20 protein-coding genes and 1 pseudogene are annotated in these 26937 nt (G+C 57.6%); 11 read left to right on the top strand and 10 right to left on the bottom strand.

Features of this window, described 5'->3' with window-relative positions:
- Window positions 1-41 precede the first annotated feature (41 nt).
- The 4 genes from RHM58_RS13240 to RHM58_RS13225 form a co-directional block, all read right to left on the bottom strand.
- Entirely contained in the window at window positions 42-791 is a 750-nt protein-coding gene (locus tag RHM58_RS13240) for a FadR/GntR family transcriptional regulator (protein WP_201256152.1), read from the bottom strand.
- A 158-nt stretch (window positions 792-949) separates the two neighbouring features.
- Window positions 950-2677 carry an ABC transporter ATP-binding protein/permease gene (locus tag RHM58_RS13235; RefSeq protein ID WP_201256153.1) on the bottom strand — a complete coding sequence of 576 codons (1728 nt, stop codon included), beginning with the start codon at window positions 2675-2677 and terminating at the stop codon, window positions 950-952.
- A gap of 97 nt (window positions 2678-2774) precedes the next feature.
- A complete protein-coding gene (locus tag RHM58_RS13230; protein WP_007942792.1) occupies window positions 2775-3335 on the bottom strand; it encodes a response regulator transcription factor in 561 nt (186 codons plus the stop codon).
- Window positions 3328-4590, bottom strand: a complete 1263-nt coding sequence (locus tag RHM58_RS13225) for an ATP-binding protein (RefSeq protein WP_201200533.1) — start codon at window positions 4588-4590, stop codon at window positions 3328-3330. The genes RHM58_RS13230 and RHM58_RS13225 overlap by 8 nt, the downstream gene beginning before the upstream one ends.
- 385 nt (window positions 4591-4975) lie before the next feature.
- On the opposite strand from RHM58_RS13225, the gene RHM58_RS13220 reads away from it, so the two are divergent.
- Complete coding sequence (locus RHM58_RS13220; RefSeq protein ID WP_201195849.1) at window positions 4976-5698, top strand: SIMPL domain-containing protein; 723 nt, start codon at window positions 4976-4978, stop codon at window positions 5696-5698.
- Window positions 5699-5921: 223 nt separating this feature from the next.
- Here the strand turns inward: RHM58_RS13220 and RHM58_RS13215 are convergent, their stop codons facing one another.
- Window positions 5922-6284, bottom strand: a complete 363-nt coding sequence (locus RHM58_RS13215) for an NIPSNAP family protein (protein ID WP_201256154.1) — start codon at window positions 6282-6284, stop codon at window positions 5922-5924.
- Window positions 6285-7037: 753 nt separating this feature from the next.
- On the opposite strand from RHM58_RS13215, the pseudogene RHM58_RS13210 reads away from it, so the two are divergent.
- The 10 genes and pseudogenes from RHM58_RS13210 (at window position 7038) to RHM58_RS13165 (ending at window position 20405) form a co-directional block, all read left to right on the top strand.
- A pseudogene (locus RHM58_RS13210) lies at window positions 7038-8638 on the top strand (ABC transporter substrate-binding protein).
- Between the two features lie 259 nt (window positions 8639-8897).
- Window positions 8898-10523 (top strand): ABC transporter substrate-binding protein, encoded by a 1626-nt coding sequence (locus tag RHM58_RS13205; protein ID WP_322270553.1) that lies wholly within the window; start codon window positions 8898-8900, stop codon window positions 10521-10523.
- A 301-nt stretch (window positions 10524-10824) separates the two neighbouring features.
- A complete protein-coding gene (locus tag RHM58_RS13200; protein WP_201200525.1) occupies window positions 10825-12426 on the top strand; it encodes an ABC transporter substrate-binding protein in 1602 nt (533 codons plus the stop codon).
- 169 nt (window positions 12427-12595) lie between these two features.
- Window positions 12596-14008: an OprD family porin gene (locus RHM58_RS13195; protein ID WP_201200523.1), complete on the top strand. Its 1413-nt coding sequence runs from the start codon at window positions 12596-12598 to the stop codon at window positions 14006-14008.
- A gap of 77 nt (window positions 14009-14085) precedes the next feature.
- A complete protein-coding gene (locus RHM58_RS13190) occupies window positions 14086-15681 on the top strand; it encodes an ABC transporter substrate-binding protein (RefSeq protein ID WP_201200521.1) in 1596 nt (531 codons plus the stop codon).
- A gap of 74 nt (window positions 15682-15755) precedes the next feature.
- Complete coding sequence (locus tag RHM58_RS13185; protein WP_201200520.1) at window positions 15756-16766, top strand: ABC transporter permease subunit; 1011 nt, start codon at window positions 15756-15758, stop codon at window positions 16764-16766.
- 13 nt (window positions 16767-16779) lie between these two features.
- On the top strand, window positions 16780-17691 hold the full coding sequence (locus tag RHM58_RS13180; protein WP_201205126.1) for an ABC transporter permease subunit: 912 nt from the start codon (window positions 16780-16782) through the stop codon (window positions 17689-17691).
- Between the two features lie 10 nt (window positions 17692-17701).
- Window positions 17702-18670 (top strand): ABC transporter ATP-binding protein, encoded by a 969-nt coding sequence (locus RHM58_RS13175; protein ID WP_201194391.1) that lies wholly within the window; start codon window positions 17702-17704, stop codon window positions 18668-18670.
- On the top strand, window positions 18670-19650 hold the full coding sequence (locus tag RHM58_RS13170; RefSeq protein WP_201200519.1) for a peptide ABC transporter ATP-binding protein: 981 nt from the start codon (window positions 18670-18672) through the stop codon (window positions 19648-19650). The genes RHM58_RS13175 and RHM58_RS13170 overlap by 1 nt, the downstream gene beginning before the upstream one ends.
- A 323-nt stretch (window positions 19651-19973) precedes the next feature.
- A complete protein-coding gene (locus RHM58_RS13165; RefSeq protein ID WP_322270552.1) occupies window positions 19974-20405 on the top strand; it encodes a DUF2087 domain-containing protein in 432 nt (143 codons plus the stop codon).
- A gap of 137 nt (window positions 20406-20542) precedes the next feature.
- On the opposite strand, the gene RHM58_RS13160 is transcribed toward RHM58_RS13165, so the two are convergent.
- The 5 genes from RHM58_RS13160 to RHM58_RS13145 are packed head-to-tail and all read right to left on the bottom strand — an operon-like array spanning window position 20543 to window position 26911.
- Complete coding sequence (locus tag RHM58_RS13160; RefSeq protein ID WP_322270551.1) at window positions 20543-22747, bottom strand: PhpK family radical SAM P-methyltransferase; 2205 nt, start codon at window positions 22745-22747, stop codon at window positions 20543-20545.
- Window positions 22748-22803: 56 nt separating this feature from the next.
- Window positions 22804-23835, bottom strand: coding sequence for a 2,3-diaminopropionate biosynthesis protein SbnB (gene sbnB, locus RHM58_RS13155; RefSeq protein ID WP_322270550.1), 1032 nt, complete (start codon window positions 23833-23835; stop codon window positions 22804-22806).
- Between the two features lie 24 nt (window positions 23836-23859).
- Complete coding sequence (locus tag RHM58_RS13150) at window positions 23860-25149, bottom strand: condensation domain-containing protein (protein WP_322270549.1); 1290 nt, start codon at window positions 25147-25149, stop codon at window positions 23860-23862.
- Entirely contained in the window at window positions 25146-25235 is a 90-nt protein-coding gene (locus RHM58_RS34060) for a hypothetical protein (RefSeq protein WP_416195307.1), read from the bottom strand. The genes RHM58_RS13150 and RHM58_RS34060 overlap by 4 nt, the downstream gene beginning before the upstream one ends.
- Entirely contained in the window at window positions 25232-26911 is a 1680-nt protein-coding gene (locus RHM58_RS13145; RefSeq protein ID WP_322270548.1) for an amino acid adenylation domain-containing protein, read from the bottom strand. The genes RHM58_RS34060 and RHM58_RS13145 overlap by 4 nt, the downstream gene beginning before the upstream one ends.
- Window positions 26912-26937: the final 26 nt, after the last annotated feature.

Below are 26937 nucleotides of genomic sequence, written 5' to 3'. Positions count from 1 at the left end.
GAAAGCGGTCTGTCAGGCGACAAACCTTCTGACCTGAAAACCTACCCCCGCTGCGCCTCAGCCTCTTCATGCGCATGGCGCAGCCGCTCGCGACTATTGGTCAAATGCAAACGCATCGCGGCCCGCGCCGCATCGGAATCCTGACGGGCAATCGCGTCGTAAATCTCTTCGTGTTCACGGCTCAGGCGACTCATGTAGTGCTGTTGGTCGTCATGGGCCAGGCGCGCAGAATTCAGGCGCGTGCGTGGAATGATGCTGGTGCCCAGGTGGGTCATGATGTCGGTGAAGTAGCGGTTGCCGGTGGACAGGGCGATTTGCAGGTGGAACTGGAAGTCCGAGGCTACGGCATCGCTGGCGTGGGAAGCACTTTCGTTGAGGGCGTCCAACGCTGCTCTCATCAGACCAAGCTGCTCGGCGCTGCGGCGTTGCGCGGCGAGGCCGGCGGACTCCACTTCCAGGCTGATACGCAGTTCCAGAATGGCCAGCACATCACGCAAGGTGACGACGGTGGCCGGGTCAATACGGAAACCGCTCGGGCTCGGGGTGTCGAGCACGAAGGTGCCGATGCCGTGACGGGTTTCAACCTGCCCGGCGGCCTGCAAACGGGAAATCGCTTCGCGCACCACGGTGCGGCTGACGCCATGGGCATCCATGATCGCCGACTCGGTGGGCAACTTGTCGCCACGCTTGAGCTGACCGTCGCGGATCTGCTCGGACAGCACCGTCACCAGTTCCTGAGCGAGGCTGCGGCGCTTGCGAGGGAGGCGAGGTGCGTCGATCGGGTTTTCCATGGTGAACGTCTGTCTCGAAAAATTCGGCTGAAAGCGCATCATAGCGCAAGCGGGTTGTACGATCACCAACACCCCCTGTAGGAGCGAGCTGTGGCGAGGGGGCTTGTCGGAATGCCCCCTCGCCACAAAAGCGCGCCCCATCAGGGGATTTGTGGTGGTCAGGCGGTTACGGCTTGATCCACCAAATGCCCATTGTCGATACGAATGTGCCGTGGGTGGAAACGTTTCAGGCTGCTGCGATGACCGACGCTGACAATGCTCAGCCCTGGCAACTCATCGATCAACGCCTGATACAGCGACGCTTCGTCCTCTTCATCCATCGCCGACGTGGCTTCATCCATGTAGAGCCATTGCGGTGCATAGAGCAGCGCACGGGCAAAGGCCAATCGTTGCTGCTCACCCGGCGACAACATGCGTTGCCAGTGATTGGCTTCATCCAGACGCGACACAAGGTGCGGCAAACGGCAGGTTTCCAACACTTCCACATAACGCTCAGGCGCATACGTGTCGCCGGGCTGTGGATAACTCAACGCTTCGCGCAAGGAGCCAATCGGCAGATACGGCTTCTGCGGCAAGAACAGGTAACGCGCCGCCGGTAGTCGAATGTTGCCGTGACCCGCTGGCCACAAATGCCCCATCGCCCGCAGCAAGGTGGATTTGCCGCTGCCGGAACGACCGCTGAGCATGACGCGTTCGCCCTCCTCCACGGTCATATTGCCGCTGGTCAGCAAGTGGCGACCGTCGGCCAGATCGAGGCCCAGGTTGTGGATTTTCAGGTCCGAGCCCTGGTTTTGAACATCGATGGCTGGCTCGCGCTCTTCGTTATCGGCCATGGCCTGGCGGAAACTCAGGAGACGATCACAGGTGGCGCGCCACGAGGCGAGGTCCGAGTACGCGCTGATAAACCAGCTGAAACTCTCCTGCACGTTGCCGAACGCCGAGCTGATTTGCATCAGTTCACCGAGTTCGATCTTGCCGGCGAAGTAACGCGGCGCAGCGACCATGAACGGGAAGATGATCGCGATCTGGCTGTAACCGGAGGTGAAGAACGTCAGACGCTTGGACACCTTCATGATGTCCCAGAAGTTGTGCCAGACCATCCCGAAGCGGTTGCTCAGGCGACGGTTCTCGTTGGGTTCGCCGTTGTACAGCGCGATGCTTTCAGCGTTCTCGCGCACCCGCACCATGGAGAAACGCAGGTCAGCTTCGAAGCGTTGTTGTTGGTTGTTCAGGCCGATCAAGCGACGACCGATCAAGTGCGTCAGCCAACTGCCGACCGCCGCGTACACCAGCACGCACCAGAACATGTAGCCGGGAATCTCATAGCCGAACACCTCGATGCTGCCCGAGACACCCCACAAAATGATCGAGAACGACACTAGGCTGACGACGTTGCGGATCAGCCCAAGGCCCAGGCTCAGGGTGTTGGAGGTGAAGTTGTTAAGGTCTTCGGAAATCCGCTGGTCCGGGTTATCGGTATAACCACCCTGCTCCAACTGATAGTAATTTTTGTCGCCAAGCCAACGGTCGAAGTATTTCTCGGTGAGCCAGGCCCGCCAGCGGATGGTCAGCATCTGCGTCAGGTACAGCCGATACACCGCGCCGACAATCGCCACGGCGGCAATCACGCAGAAATACAGAATCAACTTCCAGAACGCCGCTTCGTCTTTCTTTTGCAGGGCGTTGTAGAAATCCTTGTACCAGGTGTTGAACCACACCGAGATGCCGACGCTGATCAGCGACAGCGCGATCACAGCGATCAGCAACGTCCAGGCCTTGCCCTTCTCTTCGCTGAACCAATACGGCGTGGTCATCGCCCAGACTTTGCGGAAAAACTGCCCGCGCACAGCATCATTGACCGCGGAATATTCAGCGTTCTGATTCATGGATAAGGCTCGATAGAGAAAAGAACACGCACGAACCGATCATAGATGATCGGTTCGGTTTGTCGCGAGGCGTGGCCTGCATTCGTTCAGCGCAGGTTCAGCGACGAACAGGGCGCTTCTGCAGTTTGCGCTGCAGAGTGCGACGGTGCATGCCCAAGGCGCGGGCAGTGGCGGAGATGTTGCCTTCGTGCTCGGTCAACACCCGCTGGATGTGCTCCCACTGCAGGCGATCCACGGACATCGGGTTTTCCGGCACCAGGGTGTCGAGGTCGGCGTGCTCGGACAGCAGCGCGGCCAGCACGTCATCGGCGTCGGCCGGTTTGCACAGGTAATTGCAGGCGCCGCGCTTGATAGCCTCGACGGCGGTGGCGATGCTCGAGTAACCGGTGAGGATCACCACGCGCATTTCCGGATCGAGTTCGAGCAGTTTTGGCAGCAGTACCAGGCCCGAATCGCCGTCCATTTTCAGGTCGAGCGCGGCGTAATCCGGCAGGTCGGCCTGGGCGATGGTCAGGCCTTCTTCGGCGGAACCGGCGGTGCTGACGCGAAAACCACGGCGGGCCATGGCGCGGGCCATCACGCGGGTGAACGTGGCGTCATCGTCTACCAACAGCAAATGCGGCAGTTCTTCGCCTTCTACTTGGATCTCGTCACTCATGTTCGTCTCCTCGGGCGACACGGGGCAGGCGCAGCTCGGTAAGCGTGCCACCTTCCTCATGACTGTAGAGTTTCACTGAGCCGCCGGCGCGTGTCACGCTGGCCTTGCTCAAAAACAGGCCCAGGCCGAAACCTTTGCCCTTAGTGGTAAAGAACGGTTTGCCGATCTGTTCGGCAATGGCCAGCGGCACACCGGCGCCGTGGTCGCGAATGCTGATGGTCAAGTCCTCGGCATTCCAGTCCAGCGTCACTTGCAGCCCTTCGGGGCAAGCGTCGGCGGCGTTGTTCAACAAATTCAGCAGTGCCTGGGTCAGGTCTGGCGGCGGCGCCATGCGTGGCACCGCGCCCTGGCCCAGACGCTGGAAGCGGTAACTGGCTTCCGGACGCATCAGGTGCCAGCGGTTCAGCGCCTCGTCGAGCCAGTCGGTGACGTCCTGCATCTCTACCGCCAAGCGGCGATTGGCTTCAGCGGCGCGCACCAGTTGCTGCAAGGTCTCCTTGCAGAGTTTGACCTGATCCTGCAGCACCTTCAGGTCATCCTGCAACAGCGGGTCTGGATGATCCTGCTGCATCTCTTTGAGCAGCACGCTCATGGTTGCCAGCGGCGTGCCCAGTTCATGGGCGGCACCGGCAGCCTGAGTCGCGACGGCCAGCAATTGCTGATCGCGCAGGCCTTCTTCGCGGCGGATCGCGCGCAATTCTTCCTGACGGCGCAGCTCTTCGGCCATACGCGCGGCGAAGAACGTGATCACCGCAGCAGCGAGGGCGAAACTCAGCCACATCCCGTAGACCTGAAGGCTTTCCCGGGCAATCGGAAAGGTTTGCAGCGGGTAAAACCGCGCCAGCAGCAGGGTGTACATGGTCAGGGCGATGCCCGACAGGATCACCGAAAAACGCCATGGCAACGTCACGGCAGCGATGGTTAGCGGCACCAGGTAATAAGAGACGAACGGATTGGTCGAACCGCCGGAGAAATACAGCAAGGCACTGTGGATAAACAGATCGCAGGCCAGTTGCACGGCGTATTCGAGTTCGGTCACCGGCCACGAAGTGCGCAAGCGGATGGCCGTGAAGGCACACAGCAGCATCGAGCACGCGAGGGTCATTGCCAGTTGAAACCAGGGCAACGGCAGCAAATCGAACCAGTAGGCCAGCCCCACGGAACCGGCCTGAGCGGCCAATACCAAAGTGCGGATGAACGTCAGCCGCCAGAGATTCTGGCGAGTCGCGGAAGTGAGTTGAACGGGGGCGAGCATGAGCTCTCCTGATGAGCGCTCCAGGCGGATCGCAGGGAGTATAACCAAGCGCGGGGGCTGGCAGGCAAAAGTGCGGCAAACCGCCACAGTTACCCACGATCCATCTGCGATGAATAACTCCTGTGGCGAGGGAGCTTGCTCCCGCTCAGCTGCGCAGCAGACGCAAATCGGCTGACTCGGTTTGACGGTTAAATCGCGGTGACTGGTTTTGGGCCTGCTTCGCAGTCCAGCGGGAGCAAGCTCCCTCGCCACACAAGCTTTTCACCACCGAGTTGATTCATCTGTATAGAAGTTGTAACTGGGCGAACCGGATCATAAAAGCTAGAGTCTGATGGTTTCACGCAGGCTCGGACCTTAACCCCTGCGCCCCTTCAAGGAGCTTTTCATGCACACACTTCGCCGCAGCGCCGCCCTCCTCGCCCTCAGCGTTGGCACCGTCGCCAGCCTCCCAGCCCTGGCCGCCGACGAATTGCATTACAACCAGATCTCCCTGCGCGCCGAAGTCAGTCAGGAAGTGGCCCGCGACCTGATGATCGTGACGCTCTACACCGAAGATCAAAACACCGACCCGGCCAAACTCGCCGCCGACGTCAGCACCACCATGAACAAGGCACTGGCCCAGGCCAAGCAAGTCAAAGACATCACCCTGCGCCAGGGCAGCCGCAACAGCTACCCGATCTACGACACCAAAGGCCAGAAAATCACCGGCTGGCGTGAACGCGCCGAACTGCGCCTGGAAAGCTCCGACTTCGCCGCCCTGTCGAAACTGACCGGCGAACTGCTGACCGACCTGAAAATGGGCGGCATGGACTTCGCCATCGCCACGCCAACCCGCAAAGCCAGCGAAGACGCGCTGCTTAAAGAAGCCGTCACCGCATTCAAGGCCCGAGCGCAACTGGCCACCGATGCGTTGGGCGGCAAGGGCTACAAAATCGTTAACCTGAATTTGAACAGCAACGGTTATCCACAACCCTTCATGCGCGCGCCAATGATGATGAAAGCGGCAGCAGGCATGGACTCGGCACCGGTAACGCCGGATGTTGAAGCCGGTACCAGCCAGGTCAGCATGACGGCGGATGGGTCGATTGAAGTGTTGATGACGCCTTGATGCGATAGGCCCGGACACACAAACGGCGATCACTGGAGTGATCGCCGTTTTTTATTGCCTGGGGAAAGTCAGGGTAGGTCTGTCTGATGATTTTGTGGTGATCGATCTACCGCCTTCGCGAGCAAGCCCGCTCCCACAGTGGCTCATGGGCGCTCAAAAATGCTGTGTCTGCCATAAATCAACTGTAGGAGCGGGCTTGCTCGCGAAGAACGATGACGCGGTCTTATGCCAAGTCGACGACGCTATCCAATACTCGGGAAAGCCTGACGGTATCTACCGCTTCTTGAGTGAGGGTCATCACCGTCATGGTACTGACCAAAATCCTGCTGACGATCTCCGCTCTCGGACCTTGCCTCCACTCCGAACTTGAATAAAAAACCTCTTGAGATGCCAGCCGATGGCCCTCGTTTTCGTAGGAACGAATCAAGTGATAGCTGTCATCGTCATGTAATGAGCAGCCGTAAGAAACAACATCCATGCCCGCCCTCAAGTGCAGCGGAACGCTTATTTCGTGCATTACCCGATGGAAATCCAATCCTGACCCTGGCTTCAAGGTGTACATCAGGACTTCAACAATTCGAGTCATTCCAAATCTTCCCTATGGGATTCCAATTCCTGAAACACGGACAAGCTCGCACATCGCTGATCGTTGGCGTGAACAAATAATGCGTTCACACCGATCCAATGTGGGAGCGATCTACCACAATGATCCGTATAGAACCGGGAGAGACAGGTCGGCTGTCAGGCCGCCTTCGCGGGCAAGCCATGCACCTACAAAATCAAAAGTAGACCGGCATACACCGCCCCGCTCTTCACCACTCATTAGGCCGAGCGTTAGCTCGCCTGCTCTTGATCTTGATCTTGCTCTGCCCGCCCCTTCGGGAGGCTGAGTGGAGGTGTTCATCTGGGGGTTAGGCGCGTAGCGCCGTGCGGCGAAGCCGCACACATCGAGAGGAGGTTGAAGCGAAGCCGACCGGAGGCGATGCCCCCAGATGAATACCGGAGCGAAGGAACGCCGAGCCTAAGCGAGGGGCCGGACGCCGGGGCGAGACCTTTGGTTCCTTTGGGGCGTTTGCCAAAGGGACTCGCCGTAAGGGCGAAACCCTAAGCGGCCGTTACCGCAGGAATGGATATGTACTCGGTCAACAGAAAACAGGTCGGCTATCAGGCCGCCTTCGCAGGCAAGCCAGCTCCCACAGTTTTAACCGAGTACATCCGAAGGAAAACGGCCAACTATGCCCAGACAGAGGGGTCCCCCTCAAAAAACGATATTTCCGCGCGCCCGGTCAACAAAGCTACTCTCAGGAATACACCGCTACCCAAATCCCCCGGGGACTCCATGGAAAGAACCACCGTCAAACCTCTCCTGCTCGCAATCGCCCTAGCCACCACCGCTCCCTTCGCCCAAGCCGCCACAACATTGGTCTACTGCTCCGAAGCCAGCCCCGCCGGCTTCGACCCGAGCCAATACACCAGCGGCACCGACTTCGATGCCTCGGCGGAAACCGTCTTCAACCGCCTCACCCAATTCAAACGCGGCGGCACCGAAGTCGAGCCTGGCCTGGCGACCAGTTGGGACGTGAGCAAGGACGGCCTCAGCTACACCTTCCACCTGCGCGACGGCGTGAAGTTTCATACCACCGACTACTTCACCCCAACCCGGGATTTCAACGCCGACGACGTGTTGTTCACCTTCCAGCGTCTGCTCGATCCGGAGAATGCGTTCCGCAAGGCCTACCCCGCCGAGTCGCCGTATTTCACCGACATGGACCTGAACAAAACGATCAAGAGCGTCGACAAGATCGACGAGCACACCGTCGCTTCAGCCTGAACAACACCGACGCCGCCTTCATCCAGAACCTGGCCATGAGCTTCGCCTCGGTCCAGTCCGCCGAGTACGGCGCGCAGCTATTAAAGGAAGGCAAAGCCGCGGACATCAACCAGAAGCCGGTCGGCACTGGCCCGTTCGTGTTCAAGCGTTATCAGAAGGACTCGCAGATCCGCTACATCGGCAACAAAGCGTACTGGAAACCTGAGGACGTGAAGATCGACAACCTGGTGTTCTCGATCACCCCGGACGCCGCCGTACGCTTGCAGAAGCTCAAAACCGGCGAGTGTCAGGTCAGCGGCTACCCGCGCCCGGCCGACATCGAAGTGATGGAGAAAGACCCGAACCTGACGGTGCTGAAGCAGGCCGGATTCAACCTCGGCTTCCTGGCCTACAACGTGACGCATCCGCCACTGGATCAGCTCAAGGTCCGCCAGGCCCTGGACATGGCCATCGACAAACCGGCGATCATCAAAGCCGTGTACCAGAGTGCCGGCCAACTCGCGCAAAACGCCCTGCCACCGGCGCAATGGTCGTATGACCCGACCATCAAGGACGCGCCCTACGACCCGACCAAAGCCAAGGCGCTACTGAAAGAAGCAGGGGTTGCACCCGGTACGACGATCAATTTGTGGGCGATGACCGTGCAGCGCGCCTCCAACCCGAATGCGCGGATGTCGGCGCAGATGATCCAGCAGGATTGGGAGAAGGTCGGGATCAAGGCCAATATCGTCAGCTATGAGTGGGGCGAGTACATCAAACGCGCCAAGAACGGCGAGCATGACGCGATGATCTACGGCTGGACCGGCGACAACGGTGACCCGGATAACTGGCTCGGCGTGCTCTACAGCTGCGCTGCGGTGAAAGGTAGCAACTACGCCAAGTGGTGTGATCCGGCGTACGACAAACTGGTTCAGCAAGCCAAGGTTTCAACCGATCGTGACGAACGGGTCAAGCTCTACCAACAGGCGCAGAAAATCCTTAAGCAACAGGTGCCTATCACACCGATCGCCAACTCGACGGTGTTCCAGCCTTTGCGCAAGGAAGTTACCGACTTCAAGATCAGTCCTTTTGGCCTCACACCCTTCTATGGCGTGGGTATAAATAAGTAACACCGCGCGCCAACCGGGTGCGCCAGGCGCCCCGGTTGCCCCCTTGTGGGGCGCCATTTGCACCGTAAAAAACGTGCGCAAACGGTCAAATGCGTCAAAATTTATACATATGCGACATTAAGGTACGTTCGTGCCACTGTTTAAGACTTGTGGCCGCTCTGGATCTTGCAATGGGTATGGCCCCTGCATAAGTATCCGCAGGCACGACTCACGAGGTCGTCCTCTAATTCCAAAAATGACAACAAATCATGAGGCCACCATGCTTAAACACGCGGTCATTCCGTTTTTAGTCGGCGCAAGCTTGTTAGCTAGCGCACCTTTCGCCCAAGCGGCGACTAACCTGGTGTTTTGCTCCGAAGGGAGCCCGGCCGGTTTTGATCCTGGTCAGTACACCACCGGAACCGACTTCGACGCCTCTGCAGAAACCATGTTCAACCGCCTGACCCAGTTCGAGCGCGGCGGCACCGCCGTGATTCCTGGTTTGGCGACCAGTTGGGATATTTCCCCGGACGTGAAGGAATACACTTTTCACCTGCGTGAAGGTGTGAAGTTCCATACCACTCCGTATTTCACCCCGACTCGCAACTTCAACGCTGATGACGTGCTGTTCACCTTTAATCGCATGATTAACAAGGATGATCCGTTCCGCAAAGCGTACCCGACCGAATTCCCGTACTTCACCGACATGGGGATGGACACCAACATCGCCAAGATCGAGAAGGTCGACGATCACACGGTCAAGTTTGTCCTGAACACCGTTGACGCTGCGTTCATCCAGAACATGGCGATGAGCTTCGCTTCCATCCAGTCCGCCGAGTACGCTGCCAAGCTGCTCAAGGAAGGCAAGGCAGCCGACATCAACCAGAAGCCCATCGGCACTGGCCCGTTCGTGTTCAAGAGCTACCAGAAAGACTCCAACATCCGCTACACCGGGAACAAGGACTACTGGAAGCCTGAAGACGTGAAGATCGACAACCTGATCTTCGCTATCACCACCGACCCGTCGGTACGTATTCAGAAGCTGAAGAAAAACGAATGCCAGGTCACTCTTTTCCCGCGTCCAGCCGACCTCAAGGCACTGGGTGAAGACAAAGAGCTGAAACTGCCAAACCAGGCCGGTTTCAACCTGGGCTACATCGCCTACAACGTGATGCCTGTTCTGAAGGGCCAAACCGCTCCAAACCCATTGGCCGACCTCAAGGTCCGTCAGGCGCTGGACATGGCCGTCAACAAGCCTCAGATCATCGACTCGGTTTACCAGGGCGCCGGCCAACTGGCCGTCAACGCCATGCCTCCGACCCAGTGGTCCTACGACACCACCATCAAAGATGCCAAGTACGACCCTGAGAAAGCCAAAGAGCTGCTCAAGGAAGCTGGCGTCAAGGAAGGCACCCAGATCACTCTGTGGGCCATGCCGGTTCAGCGTCCATACAACCCGAACGCCAAACTGATGGCTGAAATGCTGCAGTCCGACTGGAAGAAAATCGGCCTGAACGTGAACATCGTCAGCTACGAATGGGGCGAGTACATCAAGCGTTCCAAAGGTGGCGAAAACCAGGCGATGATCATCGGCTGGAGCGGTGACAATGGGGACCCGGACAACTGGCTCGGCACCCTGTTCGGCTGCGACGCGCTGAACGGCAACAACTTCTCCAAATGGTGCGACAAGCCGTACGACGCTCTGATCAAAGAAGCCAAGGCTACGCCTGATCAGGCCAAGCGCATCGAGCTGTACAAGCAAGCACAACACATCCTCAAAGATGCAGTTCCAATGACACCTATCGCACACTCGACGGTGTATCAACCCATGCGCGCCAACGTGCAGGACTTCAAGATCAGCCCATTCGGCTTGAACTCCTTCTACGGCGTCAGCGTCAGCAAATAAGGTTTGGCAACGGCGACGTTTATGACGTCGCCGTAGCTTTATCTGCCGGGAAAGTAGGAATTCTCTGACAGCCAAATCCACTGCGTACCACAGCAGAGGTTTAGGACGTGTCGGCTTTTCCTACGCGTTTTTCAGGCCTTTCCGCATTTACTGCCAGACCCGCGGCTCATACCGTCGGGATCTGACCAGTGCATGCGTGGGCTCTCGGTTTGCTGCGCGCAATGGTTTGAGCTCAATGCAGCCCCCACGTCCCTGGACGGGACGGAGGCTCATTGTTAAACACTAATAAAGAGGGAGCGTTATGCGCCATACCTTGGTTTTATCCGCATTGCTGGGCACCGGCCTGTTGGCCGCCACTTCCATCAGCCAGGCCGCCAACAACAGCCTGGTATTCTGCTCAGAAGGCAGCCCCGCCGGTTTCGACACGGCGCAGTACACCACTGCGACCGACAACGACGCCGCCGAGCCGCTGTATAACCGACTGGCAGAGTTTGAAAAAGGCGCCACCAACGTCGTTCCTGGCCTGGCAACCCGCTGGGATATTTCCGAAGACGGCCTCACGTACACCTTCCACCTGCGCGAAGGGGTGAAGTTCCATACCACGCCTTACTTCACGCCAACCCGTGATTTCAATGCCGATGACGTGCTGTTCACGTTTAATCGCATGCTCGACCCGCAACAACCTTTCCGTAAGGCTTATCCGACCGAGTTCCCGTATTTCAACGGGATGAGCCTGAACAAGAACATCGCCAAGGTCGAGAAGACCGGGCCGCTGACCGTGGTCATGACGCTCAACAGCGTGGACGCCGCGTTCATCCAGAACATCGCCATGAGCTTCGCCGCCATCCTGTCGGCCGAATACGCCGACAAACTGCTGGCGGTTGGCAAACCAAGCGATATTAATCAGAAGCCGATCGGCACCGGGCCGTTCGTGTTCAAGAGTTACCAGAAAGACTCCAACATCCGTTACACCGGCAACAAGCAGTACTGGGACCCGAGCCGGGTCAAGCTCGACAACCTGATTTTCGCCATCAACACCGACGCGTCGGTGCGGGTGCAGAAGCTCAAGGCCAACGAATGCCAGATCACTCTGCACCCGCGCCCGGCCGATGTAACAGCACTCAAGAACGACCCGAAACTCCAGCTCATCGAGAAGCCTGGCTTCAACCTCGGCTACATCGCCTACAACGTGCGCCACAAACCGTTCGACCAGCTCGAAGTGCGTCAGGCGCTGGACATGGCGGTGAACAAAAAAAGCATTTTGAACGCCGTGTACCAGGGCGCCGGGCAGTTGGCGGTCAACGCCATGCCGCCGACCCAGTGGTCCTACGACGAAACCATTAAAGATGCTGCCTACGATCCGGAAAAAGCCAGAGAGTTGCTCAAGGCTGCCGGCGTCAAGGAAGGCACCGAAATCACCCTCTGGGCCATGCCGGTCCAGCGCCCCTACAACCCCAACGCCAAGTTGATGGCCGAAATGCTCCAGGCTGACTGGGCGAAAATCGGCCTCAAAGTGAAGATCGTCAGCTACGAATGGGGCGAGTACATCAAGCGCACCAAGAATGGCGAGCACGACATCAGCCTGATCGGCTGGACCGGTGACAACGGGGACCCGGACAACTGGCTCGGCACGCTGTACAGCTGCGACGCCATTGGCGGCAACAACTACTCCATGTGGTGTGATCCGGCTTACGACAAGCTGGTCAAGCAGGCCAAGGTCGTCACTGATCGGGACCAGCGCACCGTGCTGTACAAACAGGCGCAGCAATTGCTCAAGCAGCAAGTGCCGATCACGCCTATCGCTCACTCGACGGTCAACCAGCCGTTAAGCGCCAAAATAGAAGGGTTCAAGGTGAGCCCGTTTGGTCGCAACGTGTTCTCGGGTGTCAGCATCGATCAATAACCGATAAGCCAAAAACGCTGGGGGCGGATTTCGCCCTCACGCAAGCGTATTGCCGTAATTCGCCAATTGGGCCTACAGCAAACGTTTGCGAAGCGCTGAATGAGTTCTAAACCAATAGCCGGGCCACAAAAAAACCGGCACTAAAAAAGAAAGTAAAGGAGCTTCACCCATGAAACTGAGCAGCACCGCGATCCTGGCCTTGGCCATCAGCAGCATCACCGCCACGGCGTATGCGGAAACCCAGAGCCAGGATTTCACCCCGGTGACCGTCAACACCGCCAGCGCCCAAGCCGAAGCACCTGGCTTTGTCGAAGGTACAACGATCAAAGGCACCACCCGTAACTGGTACGCCAACGAGCAACTGAAACGTGGCGGCAAGTTCACCTACCGTAAAGACGGTGTAGCAACCCCGACCGATCGCCGGATCAACTGGGTTCAGGGCACCATCGTCAATTTCACTTCCGGCTTCACTCAGGGCACCGTCGGTGTCAGCACTGAAGTGGCCGCGTACAACGCCGTTGCACTGGAACGTGATCGCAAGAGCCTGGCCTCCAACAACGGTGGCGCACCAGGTTCCCGTCCAGGCGCCGGTAACAACCGTACCCTGACCACCGAAGGCGGCGACGCTGAAGGTCAGTGGAGCAAACTGGGCCTGGCCAACGTCAAGTTCCGCGTGTCGAACACTACCCTGACCGCCGGTCGCCAGAACTTCAGCACGCCAATCGTCGACACCATCGGCAACCGTCCACTGCCTTCGAGCTTTGAAGGTGTGAGCCTGCACAGCGAAGAGCTGAACAACCTGTCGTTCGACGCTGGCACCTTCGACCGCGTATCGCCGCGTACCGAAGAGAGCCTGTCGAAATTTCGCTCCGAGTACACCAACAACAACGCTGAAACCGATCGCGTTAGCATCGTCGGCCTGAACTACCAGCCGCTGAAAAGCCTGAAGACCAGCCTGTATGCATCCCAGGTTGAAGACTTCTGGAACCAGTACTACTTCGGCGCTACCCATGAACTGGGTGACAGCAATGTCCTGAGCCTGACCACTGGCCTGAACTACTACAAAACCGTCGATACCGGCAAAAAAGAGATGGGTGAAATCGACAACGACGCCTACTCCCTGTCGTTCGGCCTGACTCACCAGGCCCACAGCCTGACCTTCTCGTACCAGGAAATTAACGGCAACGAGTACTTCGACTACCTGCATGAAACCAACGGCATCTACCTGGCCAACTCCCTGCTGTCCGACTTCAACGGTCCGAACGAGAAATCCTTCCAGATCGCCTACGGTCTGAACATGGCCGAATACGGCGTGCCAGGCCTGAAGTTCAACATCTACCAGGCTCGCGGCTGGGGCATCGACGGTACTCACTACACCGGCACTGCGTATGACGTGAAAAACATGGACGGCGAGCATCACTACGAATACGGCATCGGTGCTTCGTACGCAGTGCAGAGCGGCCCACTCAAGGCCTCCACTGTTCGCGCGACCTACACCGCTCACCGTGCCAGCGAAAACCAGGCTGACGGCAGCATCAACGAGTTCCGTCTCGTAACCACCATCCCGTTCAACATTCTGTAAAAACACCGCCCAACGGCTGACTCATGAAGAGTCGGCCGTTCGGTTTTTCCTGTTCAACCGATTGCAGAGGGCTCTTGATGAAAATGCTTCCCCTACGTGCGGCCATCGCTGCCGCGTTGCTGAGTGTCGCTGTTGGCGTCTCGGCCAAACCCTTGGTGGTCTGCACCGAAGCCAGTCCGGAAGGCTTCGATATGGTCCAGTACACGACTGCAGTCACAGGCGACGCAGTGTCCGAAACCATCTTCAATCGTCTGGTGGCGTTCAAGCCCGGTACCACCGAAGTGGTTCCGGCACTGGCCGACTCCTGGGACATCAGCGAGGACGGTCTGAACTACACGTTCCATCTGCGCAAAGGCGTCAAGTTTCACACCACCGAATACTTCAAGCCGACCCGCGACATGAATGCCGACGACGTGGTCTGGAGCTTCCAGCGTCAACTGGACCCAAACCATCCATGGCACAAACTGTCGAGCGTGGGCTTCCCGTACTTTGAAAGCATGGGCTTCAAGGAACTGCTGAAAAGCGTCGAGAAAGTTGACGACAACACCGTCAAATTCACCCTGACTCGTCGCGAAGCGCCATTCCTGGCTGACATCGCCATGGCCTTCTCCTCGATCTACTCCGCCGAGTACGCTGACCAGTTGCTCAAGGCCGACAAGACCAGCGATCTGAACAGCAAGCCAATCGGCACCGGCCCGTTTATCTTCCAGCGTTACGCCAAGGATGCTCAGGTCCGTTTCAAGGCCAACCCGGAGTATTTCCGTGGCAAGCCTCCGGCTGATGCGCTGATCCTGGCCATCGCCACCGACAACAACGTGCGCCTGCAAAAGCTCAAGGCCAACGAGTGCCAGATCGCGCTGTACCCGAAACCGGATGACATCCCGAGCATCAAGAAAGACTCGAACCTGAAGGTCGATGAACTGAACGCGATGACCGTTTCGTACATCGCCATGAACACCACCCACAAGTACATGAGTGACGTGCGGGTGCGTAAGGCCATCGACATCGCCTTCGACAAAGCGGCTTACGTCAATGCGCTGTTCGGCAAAGGTAACGCCACGGTCGCGGTCAACCCGTACCCGGACACCCTGCTGGGTTACAACCACGACTTGAAGAACCCGCCGCGTGATCTCGACAAGGCTCGCGCCCTGCTCAAGGAAGCCGGCGTACCGGAAGGCACGGTGCTCACCCTGTTCACCCGTAACGGCGGCGGCCCGACCAACCCGAACCCGATGCTCGGCGCGCAGATGATGCAGGCCGACCTGGCCAAGGTCGGAATCAAGATTGATATTCGCGTCATGGAATGGGGCGAAATGCTCAAACGCGCCAAAAACGGCGAGCACGACATGGTTTCCGCCGGATGGGCGGGCGACAACGGCGACCCGGATAATTTTCTGACGCCTATGCTCAGTTGCGAGGCTGCCAAAAACGGCGAAAACTACGCCCGTTGGTGCAACGAGAAATTCCAGACACTGCTGGACGAAGCACGCGCTAAAGTTGACCCGGCCGAACGGGCCAAGCTGTACGAGCAGGCTCAGGTGATCTTTAACCAGGATCAACCGTGGATCAGCATGGCCCACACCCGTATGTTTACCGCAATGCGCAACAACGTAGAGGGCTATCACATTAGCCCCCTCACCACTAATAACTTCGCCACCACCCAGGTGAAGTAGATAAGAAAACTCCCGGCGTCCCTGACCCCAGGGACGCCAGGCACGCCTAACCGGCTGATGAGGTACCACACAAGATGTTTAGTTTTATTGCCCGCCGACTGGGGTTATTGATCCCCACGTTTTTCGGCATCACCCTGCTGACTTTCGCACTGATTCGCATGATTCCGGGCGACCCCGTGGAAGTAATGATGGGCGAACGTCGGGTCGACCCCGAAATGCACGCCCAGGCAATGGAACGCCTAGGTCTGAACAAACCCCTGTATGCCCAATACCTGGATTACATCGGCAAGTTGGCCCACGGCGACCTTGGCGAATCACTGCGCACACGCACCAGTGTCTGGACCGAGTTCAGCTCTCTATTCCCTGCGACCCTGGAACTGTCCATGGCCGCACTGTTGTTCGCTGGCGTCCTGGGCCTTCTGGCCGGGGTGATTGCGGCACTCAAGCGAGGATCCCTGTTCGACCATGGGGTGATGGGCATCTCCCTGGCGGGATATTCGATGCCTATCTTCTGGTGGGGCCTGATCCTGATCATGTTCTTCTCGGTATCCCTGGGCTGGACGCCAGTGTCCGGGCGGATCGACCTGCTCTATGACATCGAGCCGCGCACCGGCTTCATGCTCATCGACACCTTGCTGGCCGATGACGTCGGTGCATTCTTCGATGCCCTGCATCACCTGATCCTGCCGGCCATTGTGCTCGGCACCATCCCGCTGGCCGTTATTGCGCGGATGACCCGTTCGTCGATGCTCGAAGTGCTGCGTGAGGATTACATCCGTACCGCTCGCGCCAAAGGCCTGTCGCCGGCTCGCGTGGTGTTCGTCCACGGCCTGCGTAACGCACTGATTCCGGTGCTGACCGTGGTTGGCCTGCAAGTCGGCACGTTGCTGGCCGGTGCGGTCCTGACCGAAACCATCTTCTCCTGGCCCGGCATCGGCAAATGGCTGATCGAAGCCATTGGCGCACGGGACTATCCCGTGGTGCAAAACGGCATCCTGTTAATCGCCTGCCTGGTGATTCTGGTCAACTTCGTAGTGGACATCCTCTACGGCTTTGCCAACCCACGCATTCGTCACCAGCGCTGAGATCATCATGACCATGAGCACTCCAATTCCAGCGGTAGCAGTCGATCAAAGCCTGCTGTACCCGTCTCCGTACAAAGAATTCTGGCAAGCATTCTCCAAGAACAAAGGCGCCGTCGCCGGTCTGATGTTCATGCTGCTGGTGATTTTCTGCGCGATCTTCGCGCCGTGGGTTGCCCCGCACAACCCGAGCGAGCAATACCGTGACTTCCTGCTGACCCCGCCGTCCTGGCTGGAAGGTGGGCACATCCAGTTCCTGCTCGGTACCGATGAACTGGGTCGCGACCTGCTGTCGCGGCTGATCAACGGTTCGCGCCTGTCCCTGTTGATCGGCTTGTCGTCGGTTGTCATGTCGCTGATCCCGGGGATCCTGCTGGGTCTGTTCGCCGGTTTCTTCCCGAAAATGCTCGGCCCGACCATCATGCGTCTGATGGACATCATGCTGGCCCTGCCGTCCCTGCTGCTGGCGGTGGCGATTGTCGCCATCCTCGGCCCTGGCCTGATTAACACCATTATTGCGATCGCCGTGGTTTCGTTGCCGTCCTATGTTCGTCTGACCCGCGCCGCGGTGATGGGCGAACTGAACCGCGACTACGTGACCGCCGCGCGCCTGGCCGGTGCCGGCCTGCCACGCCTGATGTTCGTCACTGTGCTGCCCAACTGCATGGCGCCACTGATCGTTCAAGCGACCTTGAGCTTCTCCTCGGCGATTCTCGATGCCGCCGCCCTGGGCTTCCTGGGTCTTGGCGTCCAACCGCCAACCCCTGAGTGGGGCACCATGCTGGCTTCAGCTCGCGACTACATCGAACGCGCCTGGTGGGTGGTAAGTCTGCCTGGTTTGACCATTTTGCTCAGCGTGCTGGCAATCAACTTGATGGGCGACGGCCTGCGCGATGCGCTGGACCCGAAACTCAAGAACGCCGCCTGAGGAGATTCAAATGTCACTGTTAGAAATCAAGAATCTCAACGTTCGTTTCGGCGACAAGAACGCCGTTCCGGTGGTCGACGGGCTCGACATTACCGTGGACAAGGGCGAAGTCCTGGCCATCGTTGGCGAGTCGGGTTCCGGCAAGTCCGTGACCATGATGGCGCTGATGGGCCTGATCGAACATCCGGGGATCGTCACCGCTGACGCCCTGAATTTCGACGGCAAGGACATGCTCAAGCTCAGCAACCGTCAGCGTCGGCAAATCGTCGGCAAAGACCTGGCCATGGTCTTCCAGGACCCAATGACCGCGCTGAACCCGAGCTACACCGTCGGTTTCCAGATCGAAGAAGTGCTGCGCCTGCACCTGAAAATGTCCAGCAAGCAAGCGCGCAAGCGTGCCATCGAGCTCCTGGAAAAAGTTGAAATCCCGGGGGCCGCCAGCCGTATGGAGGCCTACCCGCATCAATTGTCGGGCGGTATGAGCCAGCGTGTTGCAATCGCCATGGCGATTGCCGGCGAACCGAAACTGTTGATCGCCGACGAACCGACCACTGCACTCGACGTGACCATTCAGGCCCAGATCATGGACCTGCTGTTGGCCCTGCAAAAAGAGCAGAACATGGGCCTGGTGCTGATCACTCACGACCTCGCGGTCGTGGCCGAAACCGCCCAGCGTGTGTGCGTGATGTACGCCGGCCAAGCGGTCGAAGTCGGTCAAGTGCCACAACTGTTCGACATTCCGGCGCACCCGTACAGCGAAGCGCTGCTCAAGGCGATTCCGGAACACAGCCTCGGCGCCACGCGTCTGGCCACGCTGCCGGGCATCGTTCCCGGTCGCTACGACCGCCCGCAGGGTTGCCTGCTATCGCCGCGTTGCCCGTACGTGCAGGATTCCTGCCGCGCACAGCGTCCTGGCCTTGACCCGAAAAGCAACAGCCTCGCCCGCTGCTTCTACCCGCTGAATCAGGAGGTGGCGTAATGGCCGTCGTACTTACCGCCCGCGACCTGACCCGTCATTACGAAGTGTCCCGCGGCCTGTTCAAGGGCCATGCGCTGGTTCGCGCGCTTAACGGTGTGTCGTTCGAACTGGAAGCCGGCAAGACCCTCGCCGTTGTAGGCGAATCGGGTTGCGGCAAATCCACTCTGGCCCGTGCCCTGACACTGATCGAAGAGCCGTCCTCCGGTTCCTTGAAAATCGCCGGGCAAGAAGTGACCGGCGCTGACAAGGCTCAGCGCAAGCAACTGCGTAAAGACGTGCAGATGGTGTTCCAGAGCCCGTACGCCTCGTTGAACCCACGACAGAAGGTCGGTGACCAGCTCGGCGAGCCGCTGCTGATCAACACCAACCTGTCGGCCGCCGAACGTCGCGAGAAAGTCCAGGCGATGATGAAGCAGGTGGGCTTGCGTCCTGAGCACTACCAGCGTTATCCGCACATGTTCTCCGGCGGTCAGCGCCAGCGGATCGCCCTGGCGCGCGCCATGATGCTGCAACCGAAAGTGCTGGTGGCGGACGAACCGACCTCCGCGCTGGACGTGTCGATCCAGGCGCAGGTGCTGAACCTGTTCATGGATTTGCAGCAAGAGTTCAACACCGCCTACGTGTTCATCTCCCACAACCTGGCGGTCGTCCAGCACGTGGCCGATGACGTGATGGTGATGTACCTCGGTCGCCCGGTGGAAATGGGCCCGAAGAACGACATCTATCAGCGTCCGCTGCACCCGTACACCCAGGCGTTGCTGTCGGCCACCCCGACCATTCACCCGGACCCGAACAAGCCGAAAATCAAGATCGTCGGCGAATTGCCCAACCCGCTGAACCCACCGTCCGGCTGCGCTTTCCACAAGCGCTGCCCGTACGCCACCGAGCGCTGCAGCACCGAAGAGCCGGCCCTGCGCCTGCTCGACAGCCGCCAGGTGGCTTGCCATTACGCCGAGCAGTTCCTCGACGGCGCGGCATAAAAATGTGGGAGCGGCAGTGCGGCGATCCGACTTGCTCGCGAAGAGGGCGTGTCAGTCGACCTCACTGTTGAATGACACACCGCTTTCGCGAGCAAGCCCGCTCCCACAGGGTTCGTGGTGTTTCTGACCAGCTGTCCAAACCCCTTCTACCTCGATTGCGCATCAGTCAGGTGGAAGGGGTTACTTTTATCGAACATCGTTTTCTATTACCGTCAGGCATAGGAGCGCTAACTGCATCAAACATACACCGGTTATACGGGTGCAAGCGCAAAGCGCTTCACCACGATAAGCGGCGTGATACTTCAGACTTGGGGAGCAAGAAATTGGACAAGGAACTTCCGACCGATTTTGATCAGTATGTCGAGACACTGACGCGTTTGTGCAGGAAAAACGGCCTGACGCTAGGGCGGCTCAACCGTCAGGAACTTGCCGTCATGTTGCTTTACGTCAGCACGGCTCTGACGCCTGGCAAACTCTACAACGAACGTAAAGCTACAGCAGCGCTGGATCATTGGAGAACACAGTTCGCGCCGATGCTAAGAAGCGATGTCGTCGAGCTGCGACGTACCCTGATCGACGCCCGTTATTGGGTGCGAGACCCAAACGGTCGCGATTACGAACTCGAACCTGCCCTGGCGACTAATGCGCTGTTCATTCGGCTCATCGAAGAACGCATTGAAACCCGTATTGCCGAACAACTGCTGTTGGCTGCTCGCGACCGCGAGGAGCGAAAGAAAGCAGCACTGCAAAACTGACCGGACAACCTTTCAACAGAACGGGGAATGCCTGAGTGAAATGGGCACTCCCCTCGTTATGTAGGCGTACGTGTTCGCGCTTTATTACACTCGGATGAACACCGCCTGTTCAGCGACTTGCCGGTCGTTCCTAGTGCTCACTGCCGGGAAATCCTCCATCCACTGGATGAAATTGGTAAGCACACGGGAGTACGCCCCCCGTGTTTGGAGCTTGCCAGGACCAGATGCATATAAAGACCGGTGTCCGAGTAATGGTAGTCAGGCACCTCACAGGCGAAAACCCTGAGCACAGGCTGACGTAGATCGATGCCCGTGGCACACAACCGCGAATTGCGTGAGAGCACATAGTTTTCGTGGCTGCTGAGCAAGGGCGATTGAGCAAGCGAAGTCACTGTCCTCTCATAAAGAACCTGGTCACTGCATCCCGCCATATCTTCAATCGCAATCAGCTTTGCTCCCTCTTGGGCAACGTACTGCAAAAGAAAGCGTCCATCGCCCAGAACCTTTGACGCATGCTTCAAAAATGCCACGATCCACGCGACTTCCTGGTCAGGGCCAGTGACGAAACTCTCCAGTGGTTTCAGAAGCGTCTGGGTCTGCTCGCCTGTCTGCACGAACATTGGGCCGCTGTTCTCAGGGGCCAGCCACGCTGCGGCGGCCCGCAGACTCACCTCGGCAAGCTTGAAGTGCGCGGCCGACTCCATGGACAGGTTGCCCAACGCGACCGGCGGGCTCTGCGGCGGCAGTGTCGCACTGAAATTGAGTCGGTCGCTGATCGAGTCAGGCAGAGTCGCATCGTCCCCATGCAACAGTTGATGTTTCACCGCCGCATTGAAGCCATCCAGATAACCGAGAATATTCTCCTGCGCCATCCCTAACCGTCGTAGATAAAACAAACTCCACTGCTCAAAGCCAAATTGTGGCAACCAAGTCGACTTTTCAGCGGTGAGGAAAAACCGCTCGGTGATGGAAGCCGCCAACTCGCTGTTCATCGTATCGTGAGACCAGTCAAAACCCGATCCTGTGATCCCGTACTTTTCGCGATCATTCCAGATAGGAGTCAGCGGATCGCAGTACCACACCTGTGCACGGAAGGTGTCCGGCTGAAATACCTCGATGAAATCCAGGCTCTCCTGCGCCGTCTCAAAGGTTTCCCCTGGAAACCCGATGATGAAGGACGCGTGAGTCGCTATGCCCACAGACCTGAATGAAGTAATGGCCTGCTCATAATTCTTTCTGCGTGAGGTCTTGCGCATCAACGCGAGCATCTTGTCGGAGGCTGACTCGATCCCCAGAAACACCCCTTCACAACCTGCCCGCGCCATGAGCTCAATGGTCTGCGGATCGCCCTGATCAGAGCGGTAAAACGAATTCCATTTAAAGTTGTATTTGTTGTCGATCATCATCTGCATGATTTCCCGGAACCGCTGCTTGGGCACATTGAATGTGTCATCCAGGAAAGTGAGTGTATCCACTGTACCGATTGCCTTGATCGCATCCAGCTCACGCTCTACATCGCTGGTGGACAGGTAGCGGTATTTACCGGCCCGCTGAGGAAATCCGCAGAAAGCACAGGCGTAAGGGCAGGACTTGGCCGTACGCGTGGACAGAAAACGCCCGATGCCGCGAGGCTGGAACAGTGTGTAGTTGATGAAGTTTTCTTTGAGCTCGTTGTATTCCGGCTCATCCGGCCCAAATACCCAGTCCTCGCCGTCCAGCACCGCCGTGCGACTCAACCCCGTAACCGGGCGGTTATCGTTGATCGCCTCAAGCACTTGCCGAAGCGTGTCCTCGCCTTCATTGCTGTTGATGTAGATATCGCCGCCAAGGACGCTGAGATAGTCACCCAGCATGTCAGGCTCATGGGCCTTGAACAGACCGCTGATATAAGGCCCTCCAATGATGATCTGTACATCGGGCGCGTTTGCTCGAACAAAGTCGACGATTTCCTGCACAGGGTGCGGCATGACATAAAGGGTTGTCGTGATGACAACGGTATTGATCACACCGCACGCCAACTTTTGTGCAAGGACGTCTTTTTCGCTCTGAAAAAGATTCACATAGTCAAAAGCGATACCGTGCTTTTCAAGGTAGGAACCTAACACCATCACAACGGGCCAAAGAAAATCGGCGTTGTTGAGGTTCAAGTCGGTCAGACTTTGCATCTTGCGGGTTTTGTTAAGGACGCCCAGCGCATGGCAGCGTGAGCCTTCGTAATTCACAAACGCCAGACGCAAATCGCGCTTTGCCGCGGCTTGCGGCCCAAGTTGATCAAGCATCTGGCAGTATTCTTCAAACGAGAAATCGTTGAAGCCGATGATCATGCATTTTTTATTTTGCATCGGTCACTCCTCCCTGGAATGGATGACGAAGGCTCGCCGACTCTGCGAGTGATTACTCAGCCGTTGGCAGCCGCCCAACGCCGCGTGTCGGGAATGAAATCCGGGATGTTGGTGTAGCCACCCGTTTCCAGACATCTTTCGACGAATAACTTGCCGACCACGAGGTCCAGAACACCTAGCCCGAAAGGTGAAAAAATCAATGGACGGGTACGATCGATCTGTTCCGGACTGGTCAGAATGCTGGCGAGCGTTCCATTTACAAAAGAACGATCGCCGTACTTCTGCTCTGCCAGATGGGGTGACGTATTGGCTTTCATGCAGTGCTCAACATCATCAAAAATGTTGAAGGCCTGCCAGATAATGTCTGGACTGATATCGCGCAGCGAGACGTTGAGAATGATCTGCCCCGGTGCAAAGACATCGCCGCCCGAAACGTAGGGTTCACCCGCATTGGTGGCGAATACAACAATATCGGCCGAGTTGATTGCGGATGTCACATCACCAATGAACAGGGCGTTTGGGGAACCGTTCGCCTGAACATGGCGACAAAGCTCCTGAGCCGATTGAGCATCAAGATCACACACGGTGATCTGCTCGAACGTCCAGCCGTCAGCCATAAAGAAGTCGAAGATCGCCCGCGAAATGACACCGGCCCCTACAAACGTGATTCTTGCGGGGGCCTCGGGATCAGCCTTCAATGCCCTGGCGGCGACGACCGCAGAAGCCGCGGTGCGGGCGGCACTGATTTGCGAGGCTTCCAGACACGCTACCGGGTATCCCGTTTCGTAATCATTCAACAACAGCACGGCGGAGGCCCGCTGCAGATTGCGTTCAATATTTTGGGGATAGCTGGCGATCCACTTGATGCCGGAGATGGGTGAATCGTTGGAAATGGCTGCCGGTAAGGCAATGATTCGATCCGACTGACGATCCGCAAATCGAAGAAAATAGCTGTCGGGATTGTTAGTCAGCCCCGCATCGTGTTGCAGGTAGGTGTTTTCAACCAATTTCAGAATATCCCTGCGCAACGAGGGCATTAACGTGGCGATTTGAGCACCGGAAACAATGGTCAAGGGATGCGATGACATTCTACGAACCTTCCATGAAGAGTCTTATTGAATAGCAGCGAGGCTGAATGTTTCGGCTTCACTGGAGCCTTGCGCCTCACTCAGGAGACTGAACTGCTCTAATGTTTCGTTCAGCAGATGCTTCAACTTCAGCATGTCCTGCGCGCCAATCCTGTCAGCTTGATACTGCAACTTGATAAATGAATGTTCACTCGAGACCGGGACCCACAAGAACAGCGGCCAGGGCTGGTAGTCCGGCAACTGGACCTGAGACACAGCGATGTCTTTCAGATTCCAACTTTCAAAGGGACTTTCAGCACCGATATGGATGGGCAAGCTTTGCTTGATATCGGACTCCGCCATCATGTCGCCAATGGACAGGCTAACGTTCTCAAAGGTGTCATAGAGGGAGTCCGCCACCTTCAAGATATGAATCTGCGGCGTCATAGCTGAATCGACTCGTACCCGTAGTGGAATCCGCGCAGACAAATACGAGACGACTGTTTGTGTGCCTTCCATCCAGCGTGGCGTCACATTGGTCTGGATCAACAGGTCATCCGAGGCGCAAAACCGGGCTAGTGCAAAGGACGCCACAGCGGTGTAAACCACAAAGGGCGTTACATCCAATGCGTTGCACAGCTGATTGATCGCCTTGTGGATCTCCTGTGAGGGAGTGATCAAATCGAATGTCGATTTCGCCTGTGCACTCTGGGCGACGCCCAAGCCTGGAATGACCGGTACTTTTGCGTTCTTCAGGTAGTCCCGCCAGAAGTGCGCTTGTCTTTGTCGCTCATAAGGCTCCAATGGCTGTGCAAGGATTTCATAGTCGAAGGCCAGAGGAGCAAGCAACGGTTCTGCGGCGCCAGAAAGTGCCCGATTGTAGGCAGTGGCCAAGTCATCCAGGATCACTTCGAGCGACCATGAGTCGACCACTATGTGGTGGATAATCAGGGCAAGCAGATATCGCTCATCATCAATGGGATTCAAATAAGCCCTGAAGGGTATGTCCACCTTCAGATCAAGCGGAACCCGGCATAGCGTTTCAATGCTCGCATCAAGCCGAGACATCTCGAACGGCTCGCTCCTCACCTTCAGTAAATCGTACGCAACGGCTTGAGGAAAGCGTTGCACGCCCACCCCGGTTTCCCAAAAGTTCGACCTTAGCTGTTCGTGACGATTGACCACTGCATCAACCGCACGACTGAACAGGGGAATGTCCAACTTTCCTTCCAGGACAAAGCCAATGCTTACACAGGCGGTCTCAGGAAGATCGTAAGCGCTCGACGCGCTCCAGTAATATTGTTGGTATGGGTTCAGCCCTTTGCCCGTCATCATTCATTCCCTACAAGACAAGCCATCTGCACCAAGGTCGGCGCTCCAAACACTCGTTTCAGAGGAATCTGAATACCGCTACGTTTCATGAGCGCGACAAGCCGCATCGCCAAAAGGGAATTCCCGCCGAGCGCAAAAAATTTGCTTCACGGTCTTCAACCGGTCGGCCCAGAATCTGCGCCCAGATCAGCGCCAGTATTTCTTCCTGTCGGGTCATTGCCCCCGTCGATGTGTTGCTTTGCTGAATGGCATTCAATTGGGCCACCAGCGCCGCTCTATCGATCTTGCCCGCCGGATTTCGGGGCCATTCATCAAGCACAAGGATGCTGGCAGGCATGAAGTAATTGGGAAGGTCAAGGGCGATCTTTTCCCTCAGGGCAGACTCAACCCCGACGGGATCAATCTCGTTTGAAGGCACGACAAAAAGCGCGACTCTCACCCCCGATGTACCTGCGTCGATGCTGCAGGCATGGCAGCTTTGAACTAACGATGACGCTATGGCGCATGCTTCAATCTCGGCGAGTTCTACCCGGTTGCCGTTTATCTTGACCAGGTCGTCCTTGCGTCCTTCGAACAGGATGTCTCCATCCGCATTACGACTGGCGAAATCACCCGTTCGAAACGCACGCACGGGCATACCGGCCGGGGCCCGCACGAAACGAGCCTCGCTTAAGTCCGCAAGGCCCAGATAGCCACGGGCAACACTTCCCCCCGAAATGTAGATTTCACCCACTTCCCCGTCGTCAGCCTCTTCCATGCGCTCGTTCAGGATATGCACCCTGACATTGGAGAGGGCCTGGCCAATATTGGCAGGTGAGGTCTCGGTATCACACAACTTCACGGTTGTCGCGACCGTTGCCTCGGAAGGGCCGTAGGCATTGAGCAGGCGGGTTTTGCTTGCCCAATTGGCAATGACCTCTTTGCTGCATCGTTCCCCCGCGACCACCAGCGTCGATAAGCTGATTGGAAGATTGATCGGCAACATCGACACCAGTGAAGGAGGCAGCGTAACGACGTCAATCTGACGGTCGCACAGCAAGTTCTGAAGACTGTCCAAATCCCGAAGTACATGATCCGCTACCGCTACCAGGCAACCACCCGCAAAAAGCGTCATTGCGATTTCGGCGATGATCGCGTCAAAGCAGACTGGGGAAAACATCAACACCCGGCTGCCTTTCGAAATGCCGTAGGTCAGAGCATGACGAGCCAGATTCGGAATCCCCCGGTGGGGCACCAAAACCCCTTTGGGTTGCCCGGTAGAGCCGGAGGTAAAGATGATGTAGGCGAGGTCATCAGGGGATATTCGGGGTGCTACGAAGTTCAGAGCTTGTGCAGATTCCAGTACCTCGCCGAGCGTAACCGCATCCATACCAGCAAACGCGGCGTTACCCGCCAAAGCATCGGCGTCCGATACCAGAACCCTTACTGGCTCGGCGACTTCAAACTGCACCAACAGTCGAGCGGGAGCAGCGTTCGGCTCAAACAGGAAAAAGGTCGCGCCACTCTTCATGACGCCCAGCATGGCAACGAGAAGGTCTTTACCCCGCGGACAGCCCACAGCAACTGTTGCGCCGGCACCAATGCCGTTTTCAATCAGGTAAGCCGCAACGTGGTTGCTTTGTGCGTCAATGTCCGCATAGCTATAAAGGACGCCACCACTTTCTATAGCAGGTGCATTCCTGTAGTCCTGACTGTACTGGCGCCACAGATCGAGAAAGACCTGCGTCTCAACCGTACCATCGGGAGGGAATAGAAGTTCTGACAAGATAGATTCCTTCCAATCAAATAGAA

Source organism: Pseudomonas sp. 10S4 (genome assembly GCF_034344865.1).
Lineage (GTDB): Bacteria > Pseudomonadota > Gammaproteobacteria > Pseudomonadales > Pseudomonadaceae > Aquipseudomonas.
This window is presented reverse-complemented; position numbering and strand designations above follow the sequence as displayed.

Coding starts and splice junctions, on each gene's coding strand:
- RHM58_RS13240 (WP_201256152.1), bottom strand. CDS start 791: ATGGAAAACCCGATCGACGCACCTCGCCTCCCTCGCAAGCGCCGCAGC.
- RHM58_RS13235 (WP_201256153.1), bottom strand. CDS start 2,677: ATGAATCAGAACGCTGAATATTCCGCGGTCAATGATGCTGTGCGCGGG.
- RHM58_RS13230 (WP_007942792.1), bottom strand. CDS start 3,335: ATGAGTGACGAGATCCAAGTAGAAGGCGAAGAACTGCCGCATTTGCTG.
- RHM58_RS13225 (WP_201200533.1), bottom strand. CDS start 4,590: ATGCTCGCCCCCGTTCAACTCACTTCCGCGACTCGCCAGAATCTCTGG.
- RHM58_RS13220 (WP_201195849.1), top strand. CDS start 4,976: ATGCACACACTTCGCCGCAGCGCCGCCCTCCTCGCCCTCAGCGTTGGC.
- RHM58_RS13215 (WP_201256154.1), bottom strand. CDS start 6,284: ATGACTCGAATTGTTGAAGTCCTGATGTACACCTTGAAGCCAGGGTCA.
- RHM58_RS13205 (WP_322270553.1), top strand. CDS start 8,898: ATGCTTAAACACGCGGTCATTCCGTTTTTAGTCGGCGCAAGCTTGTTA.
- RHM58_RS13200 (WP_201200525.1), top strand. CDS start 10,825: ATGCGCCATACCTTGGTTTTATCCGCATTGCTGGGCACCGGCCTGTTG.
- RHM58_RS13195 (WP_201200523.1), top strand. CDS start 12,596: ATGAAACTGAGCAGCACCGCGATCCTGGCCTTGGCCATCAGCAGCATC.
- RHM58_RS13190 (WP_201200521.1), top strand. CDS start 14,086: ATGAAAATGCTTCCCCTACGTGCGGCCATCGCTGCCGCGTTGCTGAGT.
- RHM58_RS13185 (WP_201200520.1), top strand. CDS start 15,756: ATGTTTAGTTTTATTGCCCGCCGACTGGGGTTATTGATCCCCACGTTT.
- RHM58_RS13180 (WP_201205126.1), top strand. CDS start 16,780: ATGAGCACTCCAATTCCAGCGGTAGCAGTCGATCAAAGCCTGCTGTAC.
- RHM58_RS13175 (WP_201194391.1), top strand. CDS start 17,702: ATGTCACTGTTAGAAATCAAGAATCTCAACGTTCGTTTCGGCGACAAG.
- RHM58_RS13170 (WP_201200519.1), top strand. CDS start 18,670: ATGGCCGTCGTACTTACCGCCCGCGACCTGACCCGTCATTACGAAGTG.
- RHM58_RS13160 (WP_322270551.1), bottom strand. CDS start 22,747: ATGCAAAATAAAAAATGCATGATCATCGGCTTCAACGATTTCTCGTTT.
- sbnB (WP_322270550.1), bottom strand. CDS start 23,835: ATGTCATCGCATCCCTTGACCATTGTTTCCGGTGCTCAAATCGCCACG.
- RHM58_RS13150 (WP_322270549.1), bottom strand. CDS start 25,149: ATGATGACGGGCAAAGGGCTGAACCCATACCAACAATATTACTGGAGC.
- RHM58_RS34060 (WP_416195307.1), bottom strand. CDS start 25,235: ATGAAACGTAGCGGTATTCAGATTCCTCTGAAACGAGTGTTTGGAGCG.